Genomic DNA, 20,068 nt, shown 5'->3' with positions numbered 1-20,068 from the left:
TTGTAGTTCAGCTAAAAATAGTCATGAAAAGAAGAAAATTTTTGACCGCAGCCAGTTTGGCAACTACAGGAATTTTAGTTCCCATCGGTTTAAATAGCTGGGCTGCTCAGGGACTTAGCCAGTCAGCTAACCCTCAACGTTTGGTAGTAGTGTTATTACGGGGGGGAGTTGATGGTTTGAATCTGGTTGTTCCTCATCAGGAAACCAATTATTATTCAGCAAGACCAACTATTGCCATCCCTTATCCCCAGGAAAAAAACGGTGTACTGGATCTTGACAGCTTTTTTGGTTTACATCCTCACCTAAAAGATTTGATGCCTCTTTGGCAACAGAAAAGTTTGGCTTTTGTTCATGCTAGCGGTTTACCAATAGTTGAGCGTTCTCATTTTCAAGCCCAAGACTATATTGAAAATGGAACTCCAGGCTTTAAAAACACTCCTGATGGTTGGATGAATCGGCTTTTGGCACAACTACCTCAAGAAGAAGCAACTCAAGCTCTCAACGTTGGTGTTACTACCCCTTACATACTTAAGGGAAAAATGAATATTGCCAGCTTAAGACCTGGCAAAAACTCAACAGGAGCTATTCCTACCGATCATCCAGTCATTAGCAAAGCTTTTGATGAATTGTATGGTGGAACTGATGACTTGAGTAAAGCTTATCAAGAGGGACGTAAGGTCAGAGAGAAAGTTTTAGCAGCATTAAATCAAGAAATGAAGTCCTCTTCTCGCCAAGCCAAGAACGTCAACGCTTTTGTCGATGATGCAGACGAAGTAGCCAAATTAATGGTGGGCAGCACTAAAACTCAATTGGCATTTATGGACATAGGTGGCTGGGATTCTCATGTTAATGAAAGTGCAATCCTCGATCGATTATTGCCTTCTTTTGGCGAAGGTCTAGCAACTCTGGTCAAAGGATTAGAGCCAATCTATGCCGATACGGTAATTGTTGTTTTATCAGAATTTGGTCGTACTCTTAAAGAGAACGGTACTAAAGGAACAGATCATGGATATGGTAATGTAATGATGCTTTTAGGAGGAAGAGTTCGTGGGGGAAAAGTGTATGGAGAATGGAAAGGCTTAGATGACCCTGAGCTCGATCAGGATCGAGATTTAGCTGTAACTACAGATTATAGAGAAATAATTGCTCACGTTTTACAAAATCATTTGTCTGTTGCTGATAATCGCTTGAGTCAAGTTTTCCCAAACTTTAAGCCTAGTAATAAGATCGATTTTTTAAGTTAGGGAGATGCAATTAAATTTTGCTATTCCACAAACTTTTACCTTCATCATCCCGAAAACGGTAAAACAACTCTTCATCTTTGAATTGATGTTCATTTGTCACATGGTCAAAAATGTTTTTGTCCAGCATTTTTTGACCTAATCTAACCGCATCAGTACGAGAAATGTTCACTCGTTTAGCAATCCAGTCTACAGCCTCATTGCCTAAAAAACAACGCTGATATAGCTTCAGCTTGTAACGACGGGTTTTAATTTCTACGCCTGTTTCTGAACGCATTTCCAGTGCTATTTGCCGAATACTGACTTTGCTCAGGTCTGTTTTTGGCTGGTCAGAGCTAGCTGAAGGCAATTTTGCATTAGGTGATTGCTTTTCCTCACTAGAGGCTATAGCATCAGATGCTTTAAAGCGATCGCTTTGCATCCAAATTCCTACAGAATTTTTATCTTTGACTAGCAAAGTAGCAATTTTCGAACGTTCTTCGTGATCTAAGTATTCTTCTCGACATTCTTTAATAGCTGCTTCTAATTCTTCTTTGGGAAAAGCTTTGGCTCTTGTAAAGACATTACCATTATAGATAAGTCCTTTTATGGCTCGATCGTTATTTTTTAACCTGCAGTATTTGACTTGTGTATAATCTAAGAAAAGCATTCTCGTTTTTCTCCTATTCTTCTCCCGTAGCTGATTGATATAGCAACCGATACTGTTATAACTTAATTGTTGAAAAATTTATCTATATTAATCTTTAATTGCCATAATTTTGGTATACTCAAAATTATTACCACTAGGTTGAACTAAAGGGTAATCTTGCTGCTGAAGATTAATATAGTCTGGTTCACAGTTTGTCTTGGGTGAATAGTAGGTTAAGACATATTCTTGGGCAATTCGTGAGCGTGTTTGTGTTGCTACTTCCCCTAGCCACTGGGTTTTAGTTACCAAAATTACTAATTGATTAGCGAGTTCGGGAATAGCTTTGGCTACCTGTCGTCGATAAACCTGATCTAAACTGCCAAAAGGAGAGTCCATGACGATGGGAAAGGTGCTGCTGTCATAACCGACTAAGGTATTTCGCTGACTCCATTGTCTAACGCGATCGATGATACCGCCAATAAACGAGAGGCTAAGGATTTGATTTTCTCCAGTAGAAGCTGCTACAGGCACTTCTACTCCCGATGTGTTTTCGACTAAAGTTAGTTCGTAATTAGGGCTTAGTTTGGGTATATAGGGAGTAAAAGAAATAAAGCTAAATATTTCTTGAACCTTTTGCTCTAAAGTTAATCTAAATTGCTGTTCTAAACGAGTTCTTACTTCGTTTAATCTAACAATTGATTCTTGGGTTAGAACGATGCGCTTTTGTGCCAATTTCTGCTTATTTTCGGTTAGCTGATGTTGGGATATTGTTTGAGTTAGCTTGCTTAATTGCGAGGCGCGATCGCTCTGCTGCTGTTGATTTATTCCTTGTTCTAAAATAAGCTTTTTAAGCTGTGATTCGATCTGCTCTATTTTCTTTTGTAGCTGTTGAATATCTCGATTAGGATAGCTTTGTAGTTGTTTATTGGCTTTGGCTATTTCTGCTTCTAGGCGATTTATTTCTAAATATTGATGCTTTATTGCTGCTTGCTGTTGGTCTAATTGTTGCCAAAATATATCTGAGCGAGATTCAATTTTGCTTATTTGGGTTTCTAAACGAATAGCCGACTCTTCCACATTTTTTATTTCTACTTTTTTTAGCCAAGATTTTACCTTTTGATAGGCATCTGTATCTGGTTTTAATTCTGCACCACAGATACAGCTTTGCTGCTGCAACAATTGTTGAATAAACTCTTGTTTGATACCGCTTGATAATTGACCGCGATCGCGTAACTGCTCAAGCAATTTTACAAACTTATTATTTAGATTGGGTAAAAAGACTAGATAGCTATCTTGAGAAATGCTTTTTTTGAGCTTATCTTTACTTTGAATAATATCTTTTTTAACGGCTGCTTCCTGTTTAACTAATTTATTTTTTAATTCTTGTATTTTATCTGCACCGCTAACTTCCAAAAGCTGATTAGATAAATTAGATTTACGTTGCTCAAGCTGTGTAACTTTGGCAATTATTTCTTTTTTGCGCTGTGCCAAATTATCGCGAGCTTGCTCTAATTTAATTTGCTGTTGTACTAACTGCTTGGTTTTACTATCTCCTAACTCTTGTAATTCTTCTTGTAAAGTTCGCTTGGCTTTTTTTAAATGTTCGATCGCCCGATCTAAAACCTTTACCCCTAATAATTCTTTAGTGTCTTCAGCAATATTATGATTCTGATTATGGCGAAAAAAACTATCAATCCTTTCTCCATCAAAGAAAAAATATTGATGTAAGCTTGCGGGTAAAATCCTATCAATAACATCTTCTGAAGACTCAAGGGGTGGATACCAACGTCCATCATCCCCCGCAACCAGCATAAACAGCTTAGTTTTGCTGTATTGAATCTGATTGGCTGCATTCTTGCTTGCGTAACACTTACGCTTGATCTGATAGGACTTGCGATCGCGCTCAAACTGCAACTCTACCCAACATTCTACCGCCCCATCTACTTGCGCCTCTGTAACAGCACGTTGATTAACTAATGATTCGGGAAAGGCAAAAGCAGCAGTAAATTTTTCGTATAGCACCCAGGTAAAAGCATTAAGAATCGATGTTTTTCCTGCACCATTATTACCATAAATAACCGTCGTATTTTTTTCTCCACTAGCAAATTTAATTTGGATCGTTTTGCCATAAAATTGTCTAAAGTTGCATAGTTGCAGATTAATTAACTTCATGACACAATTTTTTTGATTATATTTAAAATATCTTCATTAATATTGCGAGGAGTTTTTAAATACAGCTTATCTTTTTCTAGTTTTAAGACTTCCTCAATAATTTGTTTTACCTCTGGCGCAGCACTAATTATTGGTTCTTGTATAGAAGCTAAATTAGGATTATTAATTTTAGATGGTTGATTCATAAACAAAAAAATAGCGTTTAAAATATCCTTTAAGTATATTAGACTTCTTGCATAAATTATTGTTAACTACCTTTCTAAGCTGAGTTATTTAAAGATAGCCTTGGGTCATTTGCAAAGAACAATTCAAAGGTAAACCTCTTGGCTTCTGCCTTCTGCCTAGCTGCGGTGGGTACACCTTGCTGCCTTTGCTCAATAACTTGTCTGTTCTGAGAGAACTGAAGCGATCGCATAAGAAATATTTAAAATTTTGCTAAATAGTTGTCAATCCAGGGCAAAAACGTTCAGACTAAATGAATATACGGTTTTCCATTCAATTTAAATATTTTCAAGAATCTTGGTTTTGATTAATTTTCAATAGTAATTATGTATCTTACTGATTTTATCAAGGCGATCGCATGGTATTTAAAGAACATCAAGTCTTAAATTCTCGATATCAACTGCAAAGACGTTTAGGGCGTACCGCAGCAGGGCATCAAACTTGGCTGGCGAGCGATCGGGTAAGTACCGAATTTGTCGCGATCAAGTTGTTGGCGTTCAATCCGCAAATGCGCTGGGAAGAATTAAAGCTGTTTGAAAGAGAAGCCCAGACGCTAAAAACACTCGATCATCCCTGCATTCCTAAATATTATGATTACTTTGATTTAGACAAGGAAGTTGGCGAAGGTGTTCCTTGGTTTGCTCTAGTACAGCAATATATTCCTGGTTTGTCTTTACAAGAATCATTAGAACAAAGTCGGCGTTTTACTGAGGACAAGATTCGTGGTATCGCCCAAGAAACTTTGGATATTCTAATTTATCTACATCAATTAAATCCCTCGGTGCTGCATCGAGATATCAAGCCTAGTAATATAATTTTGGGAGAAGATGATCGCATTTATTTAATCGATTTTGGCGCAGTACAGGCTCAAGCAGCCGTTACGGGAGTTACTTTTACAGTTGTCGGCACAGTTGGTTATGCGCCTTTAGAACAGTTTTGGGGTAGGGCAGTTGAGGCTTCCGATTTATATGCTTTGGGGGGAACTTTAATTCATTTATTAACGGGGAAATCCCCGGCGGATTTGCCTCATAAAGATTCTCGAATTCAATTTCGCGATCGCGTTAACATTAAACCAGACTTGATTGACTGGTTAGAGAAAATAACAGAATTAACGGTAGAAAAACGCTTTCAAAATGCCGTTGAGGCTAAGGAAACTTTGCTTTCTAAGATGTTTACTTATAATTCTGCTAATCAGTCTAAAGTTTTTACCAGACGAGCAACAAATAAATACAAAGTTAACAGTATTGCTCTACTTACGCTAGTTAAACTAAAAAAAGAAAAAGGTCTATTGGAAATCAAGATACCCGCAGGCGGTTTTGATAGAGCAAATGAGCTTTTTAATAGTGGCTGTAGTGGAGTAGCAGCTTTATTCACCTGGTTTTGCTTTTCCTTGTTTTTTATTACGTTTTTCCGCGCCATGTTGTTAATATTTCCTTTAATGGTATTAATCAAGCTTTTCTTGCTATTTATATCAAAAACAGACATATTTATCAATAACAATATGACCGTAATTTACAGTAAAGCTTTTGGTTTGAAATATGATAAAAGTACTTTAGCTAGTGAAAAAATAAATAACGTTTTTGTGCAGCGCACAGGCTCTATTTTTCAGGTTGCATTGCGAGGAAGCGATCGCATTTATAATCTTGGTGGCGCATTAAAAGAAGAAGAAGCAGCTTGGCTAGCCCAAGAAATAAAAGATCATTTAGACATTAGATAAATTGACAAATTATCTGGTCAACTGAATTTTGCGGGTATCTGCATCAAGAGAAATCCAGCCTAAATCTTGTAGACGAGTTGTTAAATTAGAGATAGTTACGCCCAACTGTTCCGCCATTCGATAAAGATGCTGCCATTTAGTTAAATCTTTACTCTGTTTCAATTCTGTTAATATGTGTTGTGGCATCAGCAAGCATCCCGCAAAGTATTGCGCTTGCCATTCAATCCTTGCCAAACTATCGCCATTACGACAGATAAAAGGCTTCACTTTTACATCAACACCCTTTTGTTTAAGCCGACTGTAGCTGTCTATCTTTTCAGTATCAATATGCAATACCCAATGTCCAATCTCATGGGCAATGGTTGATTCGCCAAAACCCCCCTTTAGCTGTGGCAGATCTTCATTGATTTCAATTAGCTTTTCTAAAGGTAAAATTCTGGCTGCTATTGTCCCCTGTTCGTCATCAGCAATTTGATCCCAGACTAAATCTAAGTCTAGAAACTCGGCAATAATGCTAGCATCCACTGGCAATTGGGGCTTGTTTTTCGCCTTCTCCATTTGTAGCCAAACATCCAAAGCAGCAGCCTCAATATCAATTTTAGAAATAAATCTAAAGGGACGAAAAACACTCACAAACATTTAACTCCTAGCTATCTAAAGACACGTCGATTCAAGTGTCCTGACCTGAGTGAGATGCCCTTGTAGTGGAAGCTTCGCGAAATACTCTTTGAGCAAATTCAGGATTTTCTCGCATTCGACGAAATAAAGCAGGCATATCTTTATAATGTTGCTTGAGTAAATCTTCTTCCTGTTGAGGTATTCTTCCAGCCAGAAAAATTAGTTCTTCTTGATCTAAATCTAAATGTCTTGCCAAACCGCGAATCACTTCTTCCTTGGGGGCATAATCTGCACGATTATTTTCTAGTTTAGATAAATAAGTAAAATCTATTTTCAATAGTTTAGCCAATTCTCTTTGAGAATACTTTTTTTCTTTTCGCGCTTGGCGAATTAATATACCAAAATCGTTAGACACGTTTATTATTCCTAATAACTAACTATTTATCAATCATAGTTTAGCTTGAATAAACAATCAACAAAATAGCAAATTTTCTCAGCTTTCAAAGTAGATGGGGTTTAGTTCAAAAGTTAGATTTATCTCCCCATATCCCTACATCCCTATCTCCCTAAACGATAAGTATTGGCACACGGCGTAATGATTTGTACAAGAAGTTATTCAAAATCTTGCAAAGTTTCTGACACTTATTTTCTAAAGTTTGGGTGTAAAAATTTAAATTTTTAAGGGAAAATCAATGAACAAAGTTGAAACGAATAGAGTTGCCAACAAGGTTGCCCAAGTCACGATTTTCTTCTGGATCATGAAGATTATTGCTACAACCCTGGGGGAAACCGCAGGTGACTTTATCTCCATGTCTCTGGGGCTTGGGTATTATGTAGGCTTCGCCATAACCGTTGCGATCCTGGCAATTATCCTCTTTTTTCAAATTCAAGCCGACAGATATCGTCCCGTCCTTTTTTGGGCAGCCATCATCGCCACAACCACAGCAGGAACAGAAGTTTCAGACCTCATGGATCGCTCTCTTGGTCTGGGCTACGCAGTAGGATCGCTTATTTTAGTAGCCTGTCTTTTGACCACTCTCGCCGTCTGGTACTATCGCGATCGCGATTTGAGTGTTTACCCTATTATCAAGAAAGATGCCGAGACTACCTATTGGCTAGCGGTGGTATTTTCTAATAGTTTGGGAACAGCTTTTGGTGACTTTCTGACAGACAACATGGGACTAAGCTATATCCAGGGTGCATTGGTAACGGCTACCGTCATTGGTATTGTCATCGCCCTTCACTACGTAACCAAGCTGAACGATGCTTTACTATTCTGGTTCGCATTCATTTTTACCCGCCCGTTTGGAGCTACTTTTGGCGACTTTCTAACTAAACCAGTGGCAAAAGGTGGTTTATCACTGCCAAGGGGCTATGCTTCGATCATTGCCCTAATTTTGCTGGCAGTTGTCCTCTACTTTTCCACACCCAAGAAGAAACAAGGGTAGTGTTAAAGAGGTAATGAAGCATTATAGTAAAGTTTTAAAATATCAGTTCTTATTCTAAATCATTACTTCTACAGGACTACCAATTTATCTTCAGCCACCGCTTACAGGAGGAATTAAAACAACCTCATCTCCTTCTTGCAAAAAGGTGTCGGCTTGCACAAATTTCAAATTAACTCCAAAACGAGTTACTTTTTGCCACTTTGCCAGTTGTGGCTTCTGCTCAATCAATGAAGCTAAAACATCACTTACCTGAGCCGAAGCAGGAAGCATCAAGTCTATTTCAGACGCATCAAAAACCTCTTGATAGACAGCAAACAGTTTAACTTTAACCTCGATCTTAGCTTTAGGCATTTCTGTACGGGCGAACGGCCATTCGCCCCTAACTTACTACTCTTCAACCTGATAACCAAATTCAGCCAAACGCAAACGAGACTGTCGCCATTTTGGTTCAACTTTAACAAATAGCTCTAAATGAACGTTTCCCGAAATTAGCTTTTGAATTTGTTTTCTGGCTGCTGTACCGATAGTTTTGAGCATACTACCTTTTTTGCCAATCAAAATTCCTTTTTGGGAACTACGCTCAATATTAATGGCTGCATTGACTTTAGTTATTTTGGGAGTTTCTTCAATCTTTTCGATGGTAATAGCTACCGAGTGGGGAATTTCCTGACGAGTATGTAATAGTATTTGTTCTCTAATTAGCTCTGCCATGATAAAGCGTTCAGGCTGATCTGTGACCAAATCTGGAGGATAATAATAAGGGCCAGATTCTAATTTATCGATCAAAGCTTTTTGGAGTTGTTCTGTTCCTGTTCCTGTAGTCGCGGAAAACTTGACCGTTGACCAATTAGTATCAGCAATTAAATTAGAGTATGTATCGTCAATAAATTGATAGTTAGTTGGCTGTAAATCAACTTTATTTAAACCTAAGATTACTGGAGTATTTAGTCTGGTTAAAATATCTAAAATAAAGCGATCGCCTGTACCAGCATCAGTAGAACTATCTACTACAAATAAAACTAAATCTACGGACTTAATAGCCGTCTTGGCATTTTGTACCAAAACTTTGCCTAGTTCATGATGAGGCTTATGTATACCAGGAGTATCAACAAAAATAATTTGCGCCTCTGGTGTAGTCAAAATTCCCTGTAAACGATTGCGGGTAGTTTGCGCCACGGGAGAAGTAATAGCAACTTTTTGCCCAATTAAATGATTCATTAATGTAGACTTGCCCACGTTTGGTCTGCCAATAATGGCAACAAAACCAGACTTGAATCCTTCTGGGGCGATGGGAATAGTAGTTTGCAGATTATCTAAATTTAGTGATTGAGAATTCATATTTTCTAACAGTTATCATTTTAAATAAGGTGTGGTAATGATGCTCTGACTAATTAACAATCTAAAATATCCATCACATATTCACCCTGATTAACACATTGATTAGTAGAAATATCAAACACTATTCCCGTGGTTTCTGCACAAACATCAATGACTTCTGGAGCTTTTCCTTGCTTATTAAAACTCAATAGTTGATAGATCCTGTCTCCTGAATTGACCCTTGTTTGCAAAGACAGTCTTGATTGAATCATACCACCCGTAGGAGCGTAATAGCTGTTGATTTTGTGCTTCTCAGCTAAAGTAATTTCTGCTGCTGTGACTGGAGTAGGTGAAGTCAAAATTTGCTTATAAGCCAGATAATTTTTGATTCCAGCTACTCCTTGGGCAACGGAAGCGGGATTCATTACCATGCCCGATCCTAATTCCAAAGTCCAAGACTCCAAATCAAATTTAATTTCTTTACCCAAATTAGCCAACTCTCTTTCTAATGCTAACCAGGGTTTTAGAAATGCCTCATCAAAGGCATCGCCGTCATATTCATCCATCAGGATGCCATATTCTAATAATAAATATTTGGCACTGGCAATTCTCTCTTTAAAACCAAAAGTATAGTTAATTGCCTGATTACTAGAGCTATGAATATCAATTACATAATCGGCATCTAAACATAAAGACTGGAGCTTGTAGCGATATTGCTGGCTAATAGGTACGCTACTTGGTGCTTCAATGCGCTCTAATTCTTCTGACCATGCCTGCTTAATTTTAGCTAAATAATTGTTTCTAATTACTTCAGGCTCATTCTCTAGCTGCGACTGGGCAAACTCGGCTAAATCTTCAGTTTGCTTTTCATAGTCCCAAAAAATACGATTCCAATTTTTGCCATCGTAGCTGTTGAATCTACCCGTCGAGAAAAAATGCGATCGCTGATTAACTCCCAGAGGATTACACACTGGTACTAGCCAAATTTCTCCCCGTAGCTGAGATGAATCTAACTGCGTCAAAAACTCAATTAACTGCTGAATAACCGCATTGCCGACAATTTCTGCACCGTGGAGATTTGACTGGATGTAGGCTTTTTTACCTAGTTGCTCACCAACAAACTTGTATACCTGTAAAAATAAAACATCACCAGAGGCTAGTTTGAGTAAATCTATAGTTGTAATAATCGGAGTCATCAATTAAACATTGAACATTGAACATTCTTGAATTTACTAGCCAAAATAATCTTTAGCCAAAATTTTCTCTAGGGCGATAGACGTTTTTTTAGGTATATCAAACTCAATTTGCCACGCGTCAACAACATCTTGATAAATTTCTGGATATACTTCTTCCATATATGTTTTGAGACTAGGGCTTCGCTTTAGTAGCCTCTGAATGCGTTTGCGAAAATTAACCACTTCAACCTGCCAGTGTTTATAGTTACGCTCTCTTTCTGTCTGCCAATACTTTAGCTTAAGAATATGAGCAACTAAAAGCTCTAAATAACTTTCAAGCGATCGCTTTTCGGACTTGCCCATGTCATCTATTTCATCTAACAGGTTATCCCAGTCCATAGCTTCAGCGTCTTTATTTTGAATCGCAGTTTTCACTTCCTCAATCCAAAGATTAAAGTCGCGATCGTGTAATTGATTTAATTTCGTTTTCATTTTTTCTATTGGCTTAATCTTATTTATTAAATCAATTTTCAATGTCTCTCAACCAGTGGGCAAAGTCCGTAGTAAAAGTACCTTGAAAAATTGAACTACGGATTTGCTGAGTAAAGCGAATTAATTCCGTAACGTTATGAAGAGATAGCATAATGTAGCCTAATATTTCTTGCGATCGCACCATATGATTTAGATAAGCACGACTAAAGTTTTGACAGGCATAACAACTACAGCTTTCATCTAAAGGCTGATAATCTCGCTTATACTGAGCATTCCTAATATTAATGCGTTTGCCCTGAACTAAGGCACTGCCATGACGACCAAGACGAGTGGGAATTACACAATCAAATAAGTCTATCCCAGAGGCGATCGCGATCGCCATTTCTCGATAAGTCCCTACACCCATCAAATAACGGGGTTTATCTCTAGGCAACAAGGGCGCAGTATGTTTGACTGTGGCATTGATTAGCTGAGGATCTTCGCCCACGCTGACTCCCCCAATAGCGTAGCCAAGTAAGTCTAAAGCTGCCAGTTGTTCTACTGCCTGAGTCCGCAAATCAAGATGTATTCCTCCCTGAACAATACCAAATAAAGCTTGTTTGTCAGTATTTTCATGAGCCTCAACACATCGCTTTAACCAACGATAGCTTCTATCTGTAGCAGCTTGTACCTGCTCCTTTGTGGCATCAGCGGGAGGGCATTCATCAAACGCCATAATCACGTCAGCACCAAGAGAATTTTGAATTTGAATAGATTTCTCTGGGGTAATATTAATCATGCTACCGTCACGAGGAGATTTGAAGATAACTCCTGTTTCGCTAATCTGACGCATTTTACTCAGGCTAAAAACTTGAAATCCTCCTGAATCAGTCAAGATTGGCTGACTCCAAGCCATAAAGCTGTGCAAACCCCCTGCCTCTCTGACGATTTCTTCCCCTGGCTGCAAATGAAGATGATAGGTATTGGCTAGAATCATTTGGGCATTAGCTGCCTCTAGCTGTTGAGGAATAATGCCTTTTACAGTTGCTAAAGTACCGACGGGCATAAATCGAGGAGTTTCGACGATGCCGTGAGGTGTATGAAAAATTCCTGCCCTAGCATGAGTATGCTTACAGGTTGCCTGACATTCAAATGAAAATCCCACTAATATGATTGCTGATTACTATTCATTGTTCGTTGATAATTGTTCATTGAAAGTCTTCGTCATCAAGCTGCACATCTAAACGAGCAGATAAAACTTCTGCAACCATAGCTTCAATTGTCTTTGCATCAATATTTCTAGAGATAACCTGAGTTTGACTGGGGCTAACGGTAGGAATAAGACGTAGCTGACGATTATCTTGAACAAGATCGTAACAAGCTTGGTTATTAGTAGATCTACTTAGCTGTAAATAGTCAAAACTTTGAATATTTATGTATATGTTTTGATTAGCAATTAAAGTAGATTGATGTTGATCGCTAAATATTTCTTGGATTAATCCTTGACCTTCATCACTTACTCGCTCGTCTATAGTATGGACATAGTACACACTATATAAATCAGCTAACAAACGTTTAATATCATCTTGATTGACTAAAATCCCCTCATTTATAATACAAGGCGCGGGAAGCGATTTCATGCCGTCATGTTTATTCATAGGAATTATATTTGAGTCTTCAAATTACCTGACTTTAATATTTTCTGCTTAGAAATATATCGTAAAAATAAAGTGGCTTACCAAATAATAGTAGCCCAATATTTCCCCTGTATTTAATCTAATTTTAATCAAGGATTTATCCATGTTAAAAATACCTATCAAATCTTTTTTGTCATGGATTAATGACTCAATTACTTCTCTTGCTAATAGTGTAATATTTTATACCATAATTTCTTTGCCTTCTCAGTGGACTAACAATTGGTCGCGTATTGCTCGTTGGTGTCCTGTAATTGGCTTGCTAATCGGTTTATTACTGGCTTTGTTGAGTATACTGCTAGTTTTTGCTGGATTACCAAACTTGACTAGTAAAGCTGTTGTTGTGGCAGCCTGGGTGGGTATTACAGGTGGTTTACATCTTGATGGGGCAATGGATACCGCTGATGGTTTGTCTGTAACGGACAAAGAGCGTCGCTTAGAAGTAATGAAAGATAGTACCACAGGAGCATTTGGCGCGATCGCAGCGATAATTATCTTATTATTAAAAACTGTAGCTTTATCTGAAGTTTCTCTACCTATCTGGTTAGTCTTACTTTCGGCAACAGGTTGGGCAAGATGGGGACAAGTAGGCGCGATCGCTTTTTATCCTTATCTGCGAGCAATGGGAAAAGGTTCATTTCATAAGGAAAACTTACGCTTACCTCAAGATATACTGCTGGGTTTATTTGTCTTACTAGCCTGTAGCGGTTTATGGTTTACCGTAGTTTATTTATCTTGGTGGCAAGTGGGAGTAATTGTGTTGGGGAATAGCGCGATCGCTCTTTTGACTGGATATTGGTTTAATAAGCAACTCGGCGGACATACAGGAGATACTTATGGTGCAGTAGTAGAATGGAGCGAAGCTTTGATATTGTGTTTTCTAACAGCGTTTTAGCTTATATGACATACACAAGAATTAACACAGGTATTTCAGTTGTTAACGAAGAAAATAAAATTTTACTAGTTCCTCACCTCATCATATAATTAAAGGCAATTTTAGCTTTATTTTTTAACATTAGAGATCGCGCTAATGTTAAGGAAAAGTCTGGTAAATTTCGCGACGATGGGCAACTCGCTGGCAAATGATAGTTTGGTCTTTTTTGTTTATAGTTAAACCAATCCTATAATCGCCAACTCTAATTTTATATTTGATTTGTTTTTATAGCCTTTCATTTTCTTCAAATATCTTAATTCAAAGGGGTTTTCTGCTTCTAATTCCCTAAAAACAATTAATTCAATACGAGATTGAATATTTGTAGGCAAAGATGCTAATTCTTTTAAAAACTTTTTGGTGTATTCAACTTTCCACATTTTCAGCTTTTATTGATGCTAAATATTTTAATGCTTCTTCTTTGTTGAGAGTTTCATCACCTTGGGCTTCATCCATGAGTTGAGCTAATCCATAGTCTTCTAAAATTTCTTCGATCCTTTCAAACTCAGCGATAGGTATTTGAACTGCAATTTTGTTTTGATTAGTATCTAATACATAGTTTTTATTTATTTTTAGCATTTGCTTGATTCCATTCCTATTAGTAATCAATACAAGTCTACTGTTATTATGAAAATTTTCTTAAAAACCTCAAGATTGATTTTGCGTCAACTGGCTAAAACTGACTAAAGACGATCTAGATTTAGATAATCTATTAACTTTAAATAGCGATCGCGAAGTGATGCGATATATTAATGAATTTCTAGTTGTCTTTGAACAAGGCGGAAAGAAAAATAGTTGACCTTTGACCTTTGACCTCTGACCTCTTTCGAGACCCCCTAAAGGATTCGACAGTTTGACGGGCGACATAAACGCCTGGGAAACCACAGGCGACGCGCCCTCCTTATGCCGGGGAACCCGTCCACCGCAACTGTCTCACCGCGTCGCCGTCAGAGGTCAGACCCCGCGTCGCCGTCAGGCGCAAGGGAATGCTCGAATTGACCTCTGACTTTGAGCATTAACGCTGAATTTAATTCTGTCCAACTACTTAAGTAATGTGGCGATCGCTCTCTTAACTGGATACTGGTTTAACAAAGCTGACCTCATTTTACAGTGGGAAGGGGGTAAGAAAAAAACCACCTCAATCTAAAAAGGTAGCTTTTCGCAAAATGTGTTTAATTTTTAGCCTTGAATCAGGCTGTACTCAATGTGAGTCTCGTTTGAATTAACAATCTCCACAGTTCCCCAGGACTCTAGATCTTTGAGGTAATTCAAGTTTTGTTGATTATTCTTGATCTTACCTAAAAACCTGTCCCGCGTTTTTTGGGCTTTGCTTCTGAGAATGTAGATATTCATAGACTATTATTTACCTAAAGTGTTTGCGTATTTATACTTGTTACTTACCAATTTGATAACAACATAAATAATAATAGTAAAGTTACGGACAAGTTTTGTTCACTACGTAAAGTTAACGTAAAGTTTACTTAGTTGAATTACAAAATATAATTTTCTGTTGCTGATTAAAATTCAGACTTTAATTACAGTTAATGACTAAAATCAGAAGATGAAGTAACTATAAATCCTTATGTCATAATAAAAAATTACTAAATATAACTTTGGGCAAACCTGAAAAAGTTATTAATCAATTTATAGTTGCTCAATAAAAAACTGGCAGGTTACAATAACTCACCAGTAAAATAGTTGACGTAAGCACTTATATTTATGAGTAATCTCAACTACTCTTTTTCTTCAATTACCCGATCGATTAGACCATACTCCATCGCTTCGTAAGCAAACATAAAGTAGTCGCGATCGCTATCTTTCTTAATCTTCTCGATAGACTGCCCTGTGTTGTCAGCCATCATTTGGTTTGGCTGAGCGCAAATACGCAGGATTTCTCTTGCTTCAATGTCAATATCTGTTGCCTGTCTGCGTCCTTGAACACCTCATAAACGAGCGATCGCATTTCGAGTGAAAATAAACGCGCTCTAGGCTAAAAATCTCTTAAGTGACTATTTTCTAGTTTTGCACTTCATTGTACTAAGTGTTTATTGACACGAATAGCCTAAATTTTCCGCTTATTACACTTTCTTTTATTCATAAATCAAGACATTTCAACTAAAAATTTAAGACATTCATAATAACTTGCATAATTAAGCGGTCTTTTGCATAGTAAAATAACACATATTACTTGGCTTTAAGCAGTGAATGGATTTATTGCAAATATTTGAAACCCTTGTTCGGTAATCAGTCGAGAATTTCTATCCTCGATTCTATACGTCTAGTTGAGAATAAGCAGACGTATCAGAGTATTTAGCAGTGTTGTTTGATCCAATTACTGTCCATACGTAAAATCAACAATTACTATTTGGAGATTCAAGTAAATGACGCACAAAAAAGATATTCTAGCAACTGACTTAAATGGCTTTGCTCGCCACAAAAATATTGCTGATAATAAAAATCAATTTGGTTTTCAAGAGCGATCGTCTCATACTCAAGATAGAAATACTCAGTTGATTGTTCTTACTTCTAAAATTTTAAAAACTAGCGTTAGCTACAAGCAAAGCATACATCCTAGAACATTTTGTCGTCGTTGGTTTGGTTTGTCAGCCATAAATGAAAACGGTAGACCACGTTTCACGGAAGAACAAATTATAGCAATGGAGTCCGAACATGGTTATCGAGAAAAATGTATTAACTTAATTGCCAAACTTTTGAAAATTAAACCCAATACCATTCATCGTTGGGGAAAAGGGGTTTTTTTTGACAAAATTCCTGCCGATAAACGGCAAAAATATGAAATATATTTGGGTTATGTAGATGTAATTAGAGTCATAACTATGAACCTGAAAGAGTTAGATGAAATTACGCTATTAAGTCTGTTGCGACAGTTAGAAACAGGAAAATAAAAACAGAGGCAAAAATCCAAAACTGTATGTCATACAGAAAAGCATTGAGTCTATAGAAGCTGAAATCTTACTATTTAAATGGACTTATTACACCAAATAATTAGAGCAAATTTAGTCACGGTGAGGACTTAGCTGCCATCTGATGTGCTATTGGTTTTCCAGAGAAACCAACGGCAAATTTGATAGTTGCTCAAATTAAATAAAACATTTTTGTAATTTAACCTTAATTTACTAAGAGATATTTATCATGGCAGAAAAAATCGAATTAAATTTGCAACCTGATGCTGCAATAGAAACAATTGTAGAATCTAATGATTCACTTAATGGGATTAATACATTAGAGGGAGAGTTTCTTACAGGACAAGAAAACCTCGAAACCTCTGCTGATGTTGAAGAAACCATTATACAGTTAGAAATAGAGAATTTGATAGTCGGCGATGAAGTCGATAACCAAATTACTGGTACTGAGGAAAACGACGGAATTATCGGTACTGAGCAAGGCGATCTGATCTTTGCTCTAGGAGGCGACGATTATGTTGTCGGCGATCCAGGTCTTAATAGTATTGGCAACGATACTATTGATGGTGGTTCTGGTGATGATAATATCGTTGGTAAAGGCGGAAATGATAGTCTTATTGGCGGTTCTGGCGATGACAATCTTTTCGGAGATGCAGATCCTAATGTCAATCCCGATGATGGAGCATTTGGTAATGACACCCTTGTTGGAGGTAATGGCAAAGATTTTCTAAATGGTGGCATAGGAGATGATTCTCTCGATGGTGGTCAACAAAATGACAACCTTTATGGAGGAAATGGCAACGATGTCCTCCAAGGAAGTGGAGGAAAAGATAATCTCTATGGCGGGGAGGAAAACGATGTACTCGAAGGCAGTTCGGGAAATGACCGAGCTTATGGTGAAGAAGGTAATGATACTTTGTATGGAGGTTCGGGCAACGACGAACTCTACGGCGATCGCTTTGATCGAATCGTAGGGGGTCCAGCAGCAGATAGTTTGTTCGGAGATCGAGGTAATGATACTTTGTTTGGTGGAGTTGGAAGCGATGCTCTTGATGGCGGTTCTGGCGACGATCGCTTAATTGGTGTTGGAACAGCGTCTTCGGATGTAGATTTTGGTCGTAGCACCATCGACACTCTAATAGGCGGAAGCGGTAGCGATACTTTTGTTCTGGCAAGTCAAGATGCCGTTTTCTACGACAATGGTATTCCAGGCAATGAGGGAACAAGAGACTACGCTTTAATTACCGACTTTGAATTTGGGCAAGATAATTTAGATATAGCTGGTTTGAGGGATAACTATTCTATTGGTTTCACTTCAGGCAATTTACCTGATGGTTTGGCTATCTATTATGAAGCAGCTGAAGGCGATCGCGAATTAACTGCGATTTTACAATTAGACAACATATTCTCGTCATCTGCCAGCACTAATACTGCACGAGCAACAATAGGAGCAGACAACTTAGCTAGCATCGAGCAGGCGGTATCAGAAGAATCTCTTACCAATACAGACCCAACATTAATCGAAGATTCTCTTTTTGTCTAACTCTTGGCAAGATTGAATACGTTTTATAAACAGGAGCAAGAACGATATGCCACAAGATTTGACAGTCAAGTTCGGAAATATTCTAGAAACCCCTACTGTTTTCCCCGACGAACAAGGTAAATTAGAAATTACAGTCACTAATCAAGGTGATGAAGATGCAACAGATGCAACCCTGAAGCTGTACGCTTCAACTGACAGCAGTCTCGATAATCTAGTTTTTTCGACTCAGGCAGCCTTTAATGAAGCCGATCCAGAAGATCGAAGGCGCGCACTTAATACTAACGAAGATACGATAAGCAGACCAGGAGAAAACGATCCCAGACCAAATATCCCCGACGGAGCGATCGATGCCTTACGGGGAACAGACGAATTACTTGGCACTATTAGCGGGGTCAACTTAGCTTCTGGTGAAGAAAACACCTTTACTATTGACTTTGCTTCTGATGATTTTCGTACCGCCAGCGTAGTATCGCCAGGAGCGTATAATTTAATTGCCGAAGTTAAATCAGACGAAAGTAGCGATCAAGCTACTCAGTTTATCTCTTCTGATGGTACTGACGTGGTTCTCGATTGGAACTCTACGTTTTTAAATGCCGTACAGGCTGAAGGCAAAGCAGAACAAGACGAAGGATTAAACGATAACTCAACCACCGCAACTATACCAGGAGTTGCACCGCCAGTAGTTGCAAGAGATGGAGCAATTCTGCATACTGCTATTTATCAAGCAGTCAATGCTCTTAGTGACAGTCCTAATGGTTCTTTTTCAAATCTTCCTTCCGTACCAGAAGGAGCATCCCAAGAGGCTGCTGCTGTTGGTGCAGCATATGGCACATTGACAGCGCTATTTCCCGAACAAAAGGCTGTCTTTGATGCACAGTACGATCTTTCTCTTTCAGAAATTAGCGACGATCCTGCTGCTAAAGACGCTGGTTTTGATTTTGGTGAAGAAGTTGCCAAAGCTATCCTTGCCGAACGTAGTAATGATGGTGCATCTTTCGCTCAAGTTCCTTATACACCAGGAACAGCAGCAGGTGACTATAAAGAAATAAGAGAACCCGATCCTACCCAGTCTCTTCCAGGAAACTTAGATGAAAATGGACTGGTTGAGACTACCGCTTTATTACCAAACTGGGGTCGAGTTGAACCCTTTGCAATCAATAGTACAGCCGACTTTCTGCCTGGAGGTCCCCCAGCATTTAGTAGTCCCAATTATGCCAGAGATATCGAACGAGTTCAAGGCTTGGGTGGATTAGTAGATACCGAAGCAACCGATGTTATACGTACTGACGAACAAACAGAAATTGCCCAATTTTGGTCATACGATCGCCCAGAAACTTTTAGACCACCTGGACAGTGGAATGAAATTGCTCAAGAGGTAGCTCTAGACCAAGGTAACTCTTTAGAAGATAATGCCCTTTTGTTTGCTGAATTAAACGTAGCGATGGCTGATGCTGGAATAGTAACTTGGGATGGTAAATACGCCTACGAGCAGTTGCGTCCAGTCACAGCAATCCGCAATGCAGACGATGACAACAATCCAAATACTACCGCCGATCCAGATTGGGAACCTTTGATTCGTACTCCCAACTTTCCTGACTATATATCTGGACACTCCGCTTTTGGCGGTGCAGCAGCAGGTGTTTTGGAAGACTTTTTTGGCGAAGACGTGAGTTTTGAAATTCCTACTCAGGAATTACCTGGTGTTTCTCGCGAGTTTACCAGCTTGGGTAGTATGAGTAGCTTTGAAGTAGCTGCCAGAGAAAACGCTGATAGCCGAGAATTTGGGGGGGTTCACGTAGAGATATCTAACGTAGATGGCGTTGCTACAGGTTTAGACGTAGCTAACTATATCTTGAACGAGGCGGATCTTTTCGTCTAGCACATCTTAGGAAAATCACAAAAAAACTGGCAGGTTATTATAATTTGCCAGTTTTATGATTAACGTAGTGGCTAATGTTTGCCAACAA

At 38.4% G+C, this 20,068-nt stretch carries 19 protein-coding genes and 2 pseudogenes; 7 read left to right on the top strand and 14 right to left on the bottom strand.

The features are described 5' to 3' along the window. Positions 1-23: 23 nt before the first annotated feature. The gene (locus tag SLP02_RS08825; RefSeq protein ID WP_319420286.1) at positions 24-1,244 is read left to right on the top strand and encodes a DUF1501 domain-containing protein; all 1,221 of its coding nucleotides are present in this window, start codon (positions 24-26) and stop codon (positions 1,242-1,244) included. A 10-nt stretch (positions 1,245-1,254) separates the two neighbouring features. Here SLP02_RS08825 and SLP02_RS08820 read toward each other — a convergent pair whose 3' ends face one another. The 3 genes from SLP02_RS08820 to SLP02_RS08810 all read right to left on the bottom strand — a co-directional run bounded on the left by SLP02_RS08820 (position 1,255) and on the right by SLP02_RS08810 (position 4,226). Further along, on the bottom strand, positions 1,255-1,890 hold the full coding sequence (locus SLP02_RS08820) for a DEP domain-containing protein (protein ID WP_319420285.1): 636 nt from the start codon (positions 1,888-1,890) through the stop codon (positions 1,255-1,257). Positions 1,891-1,977: 87 nt separating this feature from the next. Further along, positions 1,978-4,041: an AAA family ATPase gene (locus tag SLP02_RS08815; protein ID WP_319420284.1), complete on the bottom strand. Its 2,064-nt coding sequence runs from the start codon at positions 4,039-4,041 to the stop codon at positions 1,978-1,980. After that, entirely contained in the window at positions 4,038-4,226 is a 189-nt protein-coding gene (locus SLP02_RS08810) for a hypothetical protein (RefSeq protein ID WP_319420283.1), read from the bottom strand. The genes SLP02_RS08815 and SLP02_RS08810 overlap by 4 nt, the downstream gene beginning before the upstream one ends. Positions 4,227-4,621: 395 nt before the next feature. Here SLP02_RS08810 and SLP02_RS08805 point away from each other — a divergent pair, with 395 nt between their 5' ends. Then, a complete protein-coding gene (locus tag SLP02_RS08805) occupies positions 4,622-5,980 on the top strand; it encodes a serine/threonine protein kinase (protein ID WP_319420282.1) in 1,359 nt (452 codons plus the stop codon). Between the two features lie 9 nt (positions 5,981-5,989). Here the strand turns inward: SLP02_RS08805 and SLP02_RS08800 are convergent, their stop codons facing one another. Together SLP02_RS08800 and SLP02_RS08795 are read right to left on the bottom strand one after the other, a co-directional pair. Further along, positions 5,990-6,613, bottom strand: a complete 624-nt coding sequence (locus SLP02_RS08800) for an ImmA/IrrE family metallo-endopeptidase (RefSeq protein ID WP_413467146.1) — start codon at positions 6,611-6,613, stop codon at positions 5,990-5,992. Positions 6,614-6,650: 37 nt separating this feature from the next. Beyond that, positions 6,651-7,013: a helix-turn-helix domain-containing protein gene (locus SLP02_RS08795; protein WP_319420280.1), complete on the bottom strand. Its 363-nt coding sequence runs from the start codon at positions 7,011-7,013 to the stop codon at positions 6,651-6,653. Between the two features lie 277 nt (positions 7,014-7,290). On the opposite strand from SLP02_RS08795, the gene SLP02_RS08790 reads away from it, so the two are divergent. Beyond that, positions 7,291-8,046 carry a COG4705 family protein gene (locus SLP02_RS08790; RefSeq protein ID WP_319420279.1) on the top strand — a complete coding sequence of 252 codons (756 nt, stop codon included), beginning with the start codon at positions 7,291-7,293 and terminating at the stop codon, positions 8,044-8,046. Between the two features lie 90 nt (positions 8,047-8,136). Here the strand turns inward: SLP02_RS08790 and SLP02_RS08785 are convergent, their stop codons facing one another. Genes SLP02_RS08785 through SLP02_RS08760 form a run of 6 tightly spaced genes read right to left on the bottom strand, consistent with a single transcriptional unit; the run spans position 8,137 to position 12,667 of the window. Beyond that, positions 8,137-8,397: a MoaD/ThiS family protein gene (locus tag SLP02_RS08785; protein WP_319420278.1), complete on the bottom strand. Its 261-nt coding sequence runs from the start codon at positions 8,395-8,397 to the stop codon at positions 8,137-8,139. 36 nt (positions 8,398-8,433) lie between these two features. Further along, positions 8,434-9,384 (bottom strand): GTPase Era, encoded by a 951-nt coding sequence (gene era / locus SLP02_RS08780; protein WP_319420277.1) that lies wholly within the window; start codon positions 9,382-9,384, stop codon positions 8,434-8,436. Between the two features lie 53 nt (positions 9,385-9,437). Continuing rightward, positions 9,438-10,559: a M14 family zinc carboxypeptidase gene (locus SLP02_RS08775; protein WP_319420276.1), complete on the bottom strand. Its 1,122-nt coding sequence runs from the start codon at positions 10,557-10,559 to the stop codon at positions 9,438-9,440. 36 nt (positions 10,560-10,595) lie between these two features. Further along, complete coding sequence (locus SLP02_RS08770) at positions 10,596-11,030, bottom strand: DUF29 domain-containing protein (protein ID WP_319420275.1); 435 nt, start codon at positions 11,028-11,030, stop codon at positions 10,596-10,598. A 31-nt stretch (positions 11,031-11,061) separates the two neighbouring features. After that, positions 11,062-12,174, bottom strand: coding sequence for a tRNA guanosine(34) transglycosylase Tgt (tgt, locus tag SLP02_RS08765; RefSeq protein ID WP_319420274.1), 1,113 nt, complete (start codon positions 12,172-12,174; stop codon positions 11,062-11,064). A 43-nt stretch (positions 12,175-12,217) separates the two neighbouring features. Then, positions 12,218-12,667, bottom strand: a complete 450-nt coding sequence (locus SLP02_RS08760) for a hypothetical protein (RefSeq protein WP_319420273.1) — start codon at positions 12,665-12,667, stop codon at positions 12,218-12,220. 142 nt (positions 12,668-12,809) lie between these two features. Between SLP02_RS08760 and cobS the strand changes: the two genes are divergently transcribed. After that, on the top strand, positions 12,810-13,598 hold the full coding sequence (gene cobS / locus SLP02_RS08755) for an adenosylcobinamide-GDP ribazoletransferase (RefSeq protein ID WP_319420272.1): 789 nt from the start codon (positions 12,810-12,812) through the stop codon (positions 13,596-13,598). A gap of 138 nt (positions 13,599-13,736) precedes the next feature. Here the strand turns inward: cobS and SLP02_RS08750 are convergent. From SLP02_RS08750 to SLP02_RS08740, 3 genes and pseudogenes are all read right to left on the bottom strand, one after another. Next, positions 13,737-14,014 (bottom strand): annotated as a pseudogene (locus SLP02_RS08750) (type II toxin-antitoxin system RelE family toxin). After that, positions 14,001-14,213, bottom strand: a complete 213-nt coding sequence (locus SLP02_RS08745; protein ID WP_319420270.1) for a hypothetical protein — start codon at positions 14,211-14,213, stop codon at positions 14,001-14,003. The pseudogene SLP02_RS08750 and the gene SLP02_RS08745 overlap by 14 nt, the downstream one beginning before the upstream one ends. Positions 14,214-15,367: 1,154 nt before the next feature. Then, positions 15,368-15,577: pseudogene (locus SLP02_RS08740) on the bottom strand (ATP-dependent Clp protease proteolytic subunit); the annotation flags it as partial. 438 nt (positions 15,578-16,015) lie between these two features. On the opposite strand from SLP02_RS08740, the gene SLP02_RS08735 reads away from it, so the two are divergent. The 3 genes from SLP02_RS08735 (at position 16,016) to SLP02_RS08725 (ending at position 19,980) form a co-directional block, all read left to right on the top strand. Next, a complete protein-coding gene (locus SLP02_RS08735) occupies positions 16,016-16,540 on the top strand; it encodes a hypothetical protein (RefSeq protein WP_319420269.1) in 525 nt (174 codons plus the stop codon). 247 nt (positions 16,541-16,787) lie between these two features. Further along, positions 16,788-18,101 (top strand): calcium-binding protein, encoded by a 1,314-nt coding sequence (locus SLP02_RS08730; protein WP_319420268.1) that lies wholly within the window; start codon positions 16,788-16,790, stop codon positions 18,099-18,101. Between the two features lie 46 nt (positions 18,102-18,147). Next, complete coding sequence (locus SLP02_RS08725) at positions 18,148-19,980, top strand: vanadium-dependent haloperoxidase (RefSeq protein ID WP_319420267.1); 1,833 nt, start codon at positions 18,148-18,150, stop codon at positions 19,978-19,980. Positions 19,981-20,068: the final 88 nt, after the last annotated feature.

This window comes from Pleurocapsa sp. FMAR1 (genome assembly GCF_963665995.1).
Lineage (GTDB): Bacteria > Cyanobacteriota > Cyanobacteriia > Cyanobacteriales > Xenococcaceae > Waterburya.
This window is presented reverse-complemented; position numbering and strand designations above follow the sequence as displayed.

Coding starts and splice junctions, on each gene's coding strand:
- SLP02_RS08825 (WP_319420286.1), top strand. CDS start 24: ATGAAAAGAAGAAAATTTTTGACCGCAGCCAGTTTGGCAACTACAGGA.
- SLP02_RS08820 (WP_319420285.1), bottom strand. CDS start 1,890: ATGCTTTTCTTAGATTATACACAAGTCAAATACTGCAGGTTAAAAAAT.
- SLP02_RS08815 (WP_319420284.1), bottom strand. CDS start 4,041: ATGAAGTTAATTAATCTGCAACTATGCAACTTTAGACAATTTTATGGC.
- SLP02_RS08810 (WP_319420283.1), bottom strand. CDS start 4,226: ATGAATCAACCATCTAAAATTAATAATCCTAATTTAGCTTCTATACAA.
- SLP02_RS08805 (WP_319420282.1), top strand. CDS start 4,622: ATGGTATTTAAAGAACATCAAGTCTTAAATTCTCGATATCAACTGCAA.
- SLP02_RS08790 (WP_319420279.1), top strand. CDS start 7,291: ATGAACAAAGTTGAAACGAATAGAGTTGCCAACAAGGTTGCCCAAGTC.
- SLP02_RS08785 (WP_319420278.1), bottom strand. CDS start 8,397: ATGCCTAAAGCTAAGATCGAGGTTAAAGTTAAACTGTTTGCTGTCTAT.
- era (WP_319420277.1), bottom strand. CDS start 9,384: ATGAATTCTCAATCACTAAATTTAGATAATCTGCAAACTACTATTCCC.
- SLP02_RS08775 (WP_319420276.1), bottom strand. CDS start 10,559: ATGACTCCGATTATTACAACTATAGATTTACTCAAACTAGCCTCTGGT.
- SLP02_RS08770 (WP_319420275.1), bottom strand. CDS start 11,030: ATGAAAACGAAATTAAATCAATTACACGATCGCGACTTTAATCTTTGG.
- SLP02_RS08760 (WP_319420273.1), bottom strand. CDS start 12,667: ATGAATAAACATGACGGCATGAAATCGCTTCCCGCGCCTTGTATTATA.
- cobS (WP_319420272.1), top strand. CDS start 12,810: ATGTTAAAAATACCTATCAAATCTTTTTTGTCATGGATTAATGACTCA.
- SLP02_RS08745 (WP_319420270.1), bottom strand. CDS start 14,213: ATGCTAAAAATAAATAAAAACTATGTATTAGATACTAATCAAAACAAA.
- SLP02_RS08735 (WP_319420269.1), top strand. CDS start 16,016: ATGACGCACAAAAAAGATATTCTAGCAACTGACTTAAATGGCTTTGCT.
- SLP02_RS08730 (WP_319420268.1), top strand. CDS start 16,788: ATGGCAGAAAAAATCGAATTAAATTTGCAACCTGATGCTGCAATAGAA.
- SLP02_RS08725 (WP_319420267.1), top strand. CDS start 18,148: ATGCCACAAGATTTGACAGTCAAGTTCGGAAATATTCTAGAAACCCCT.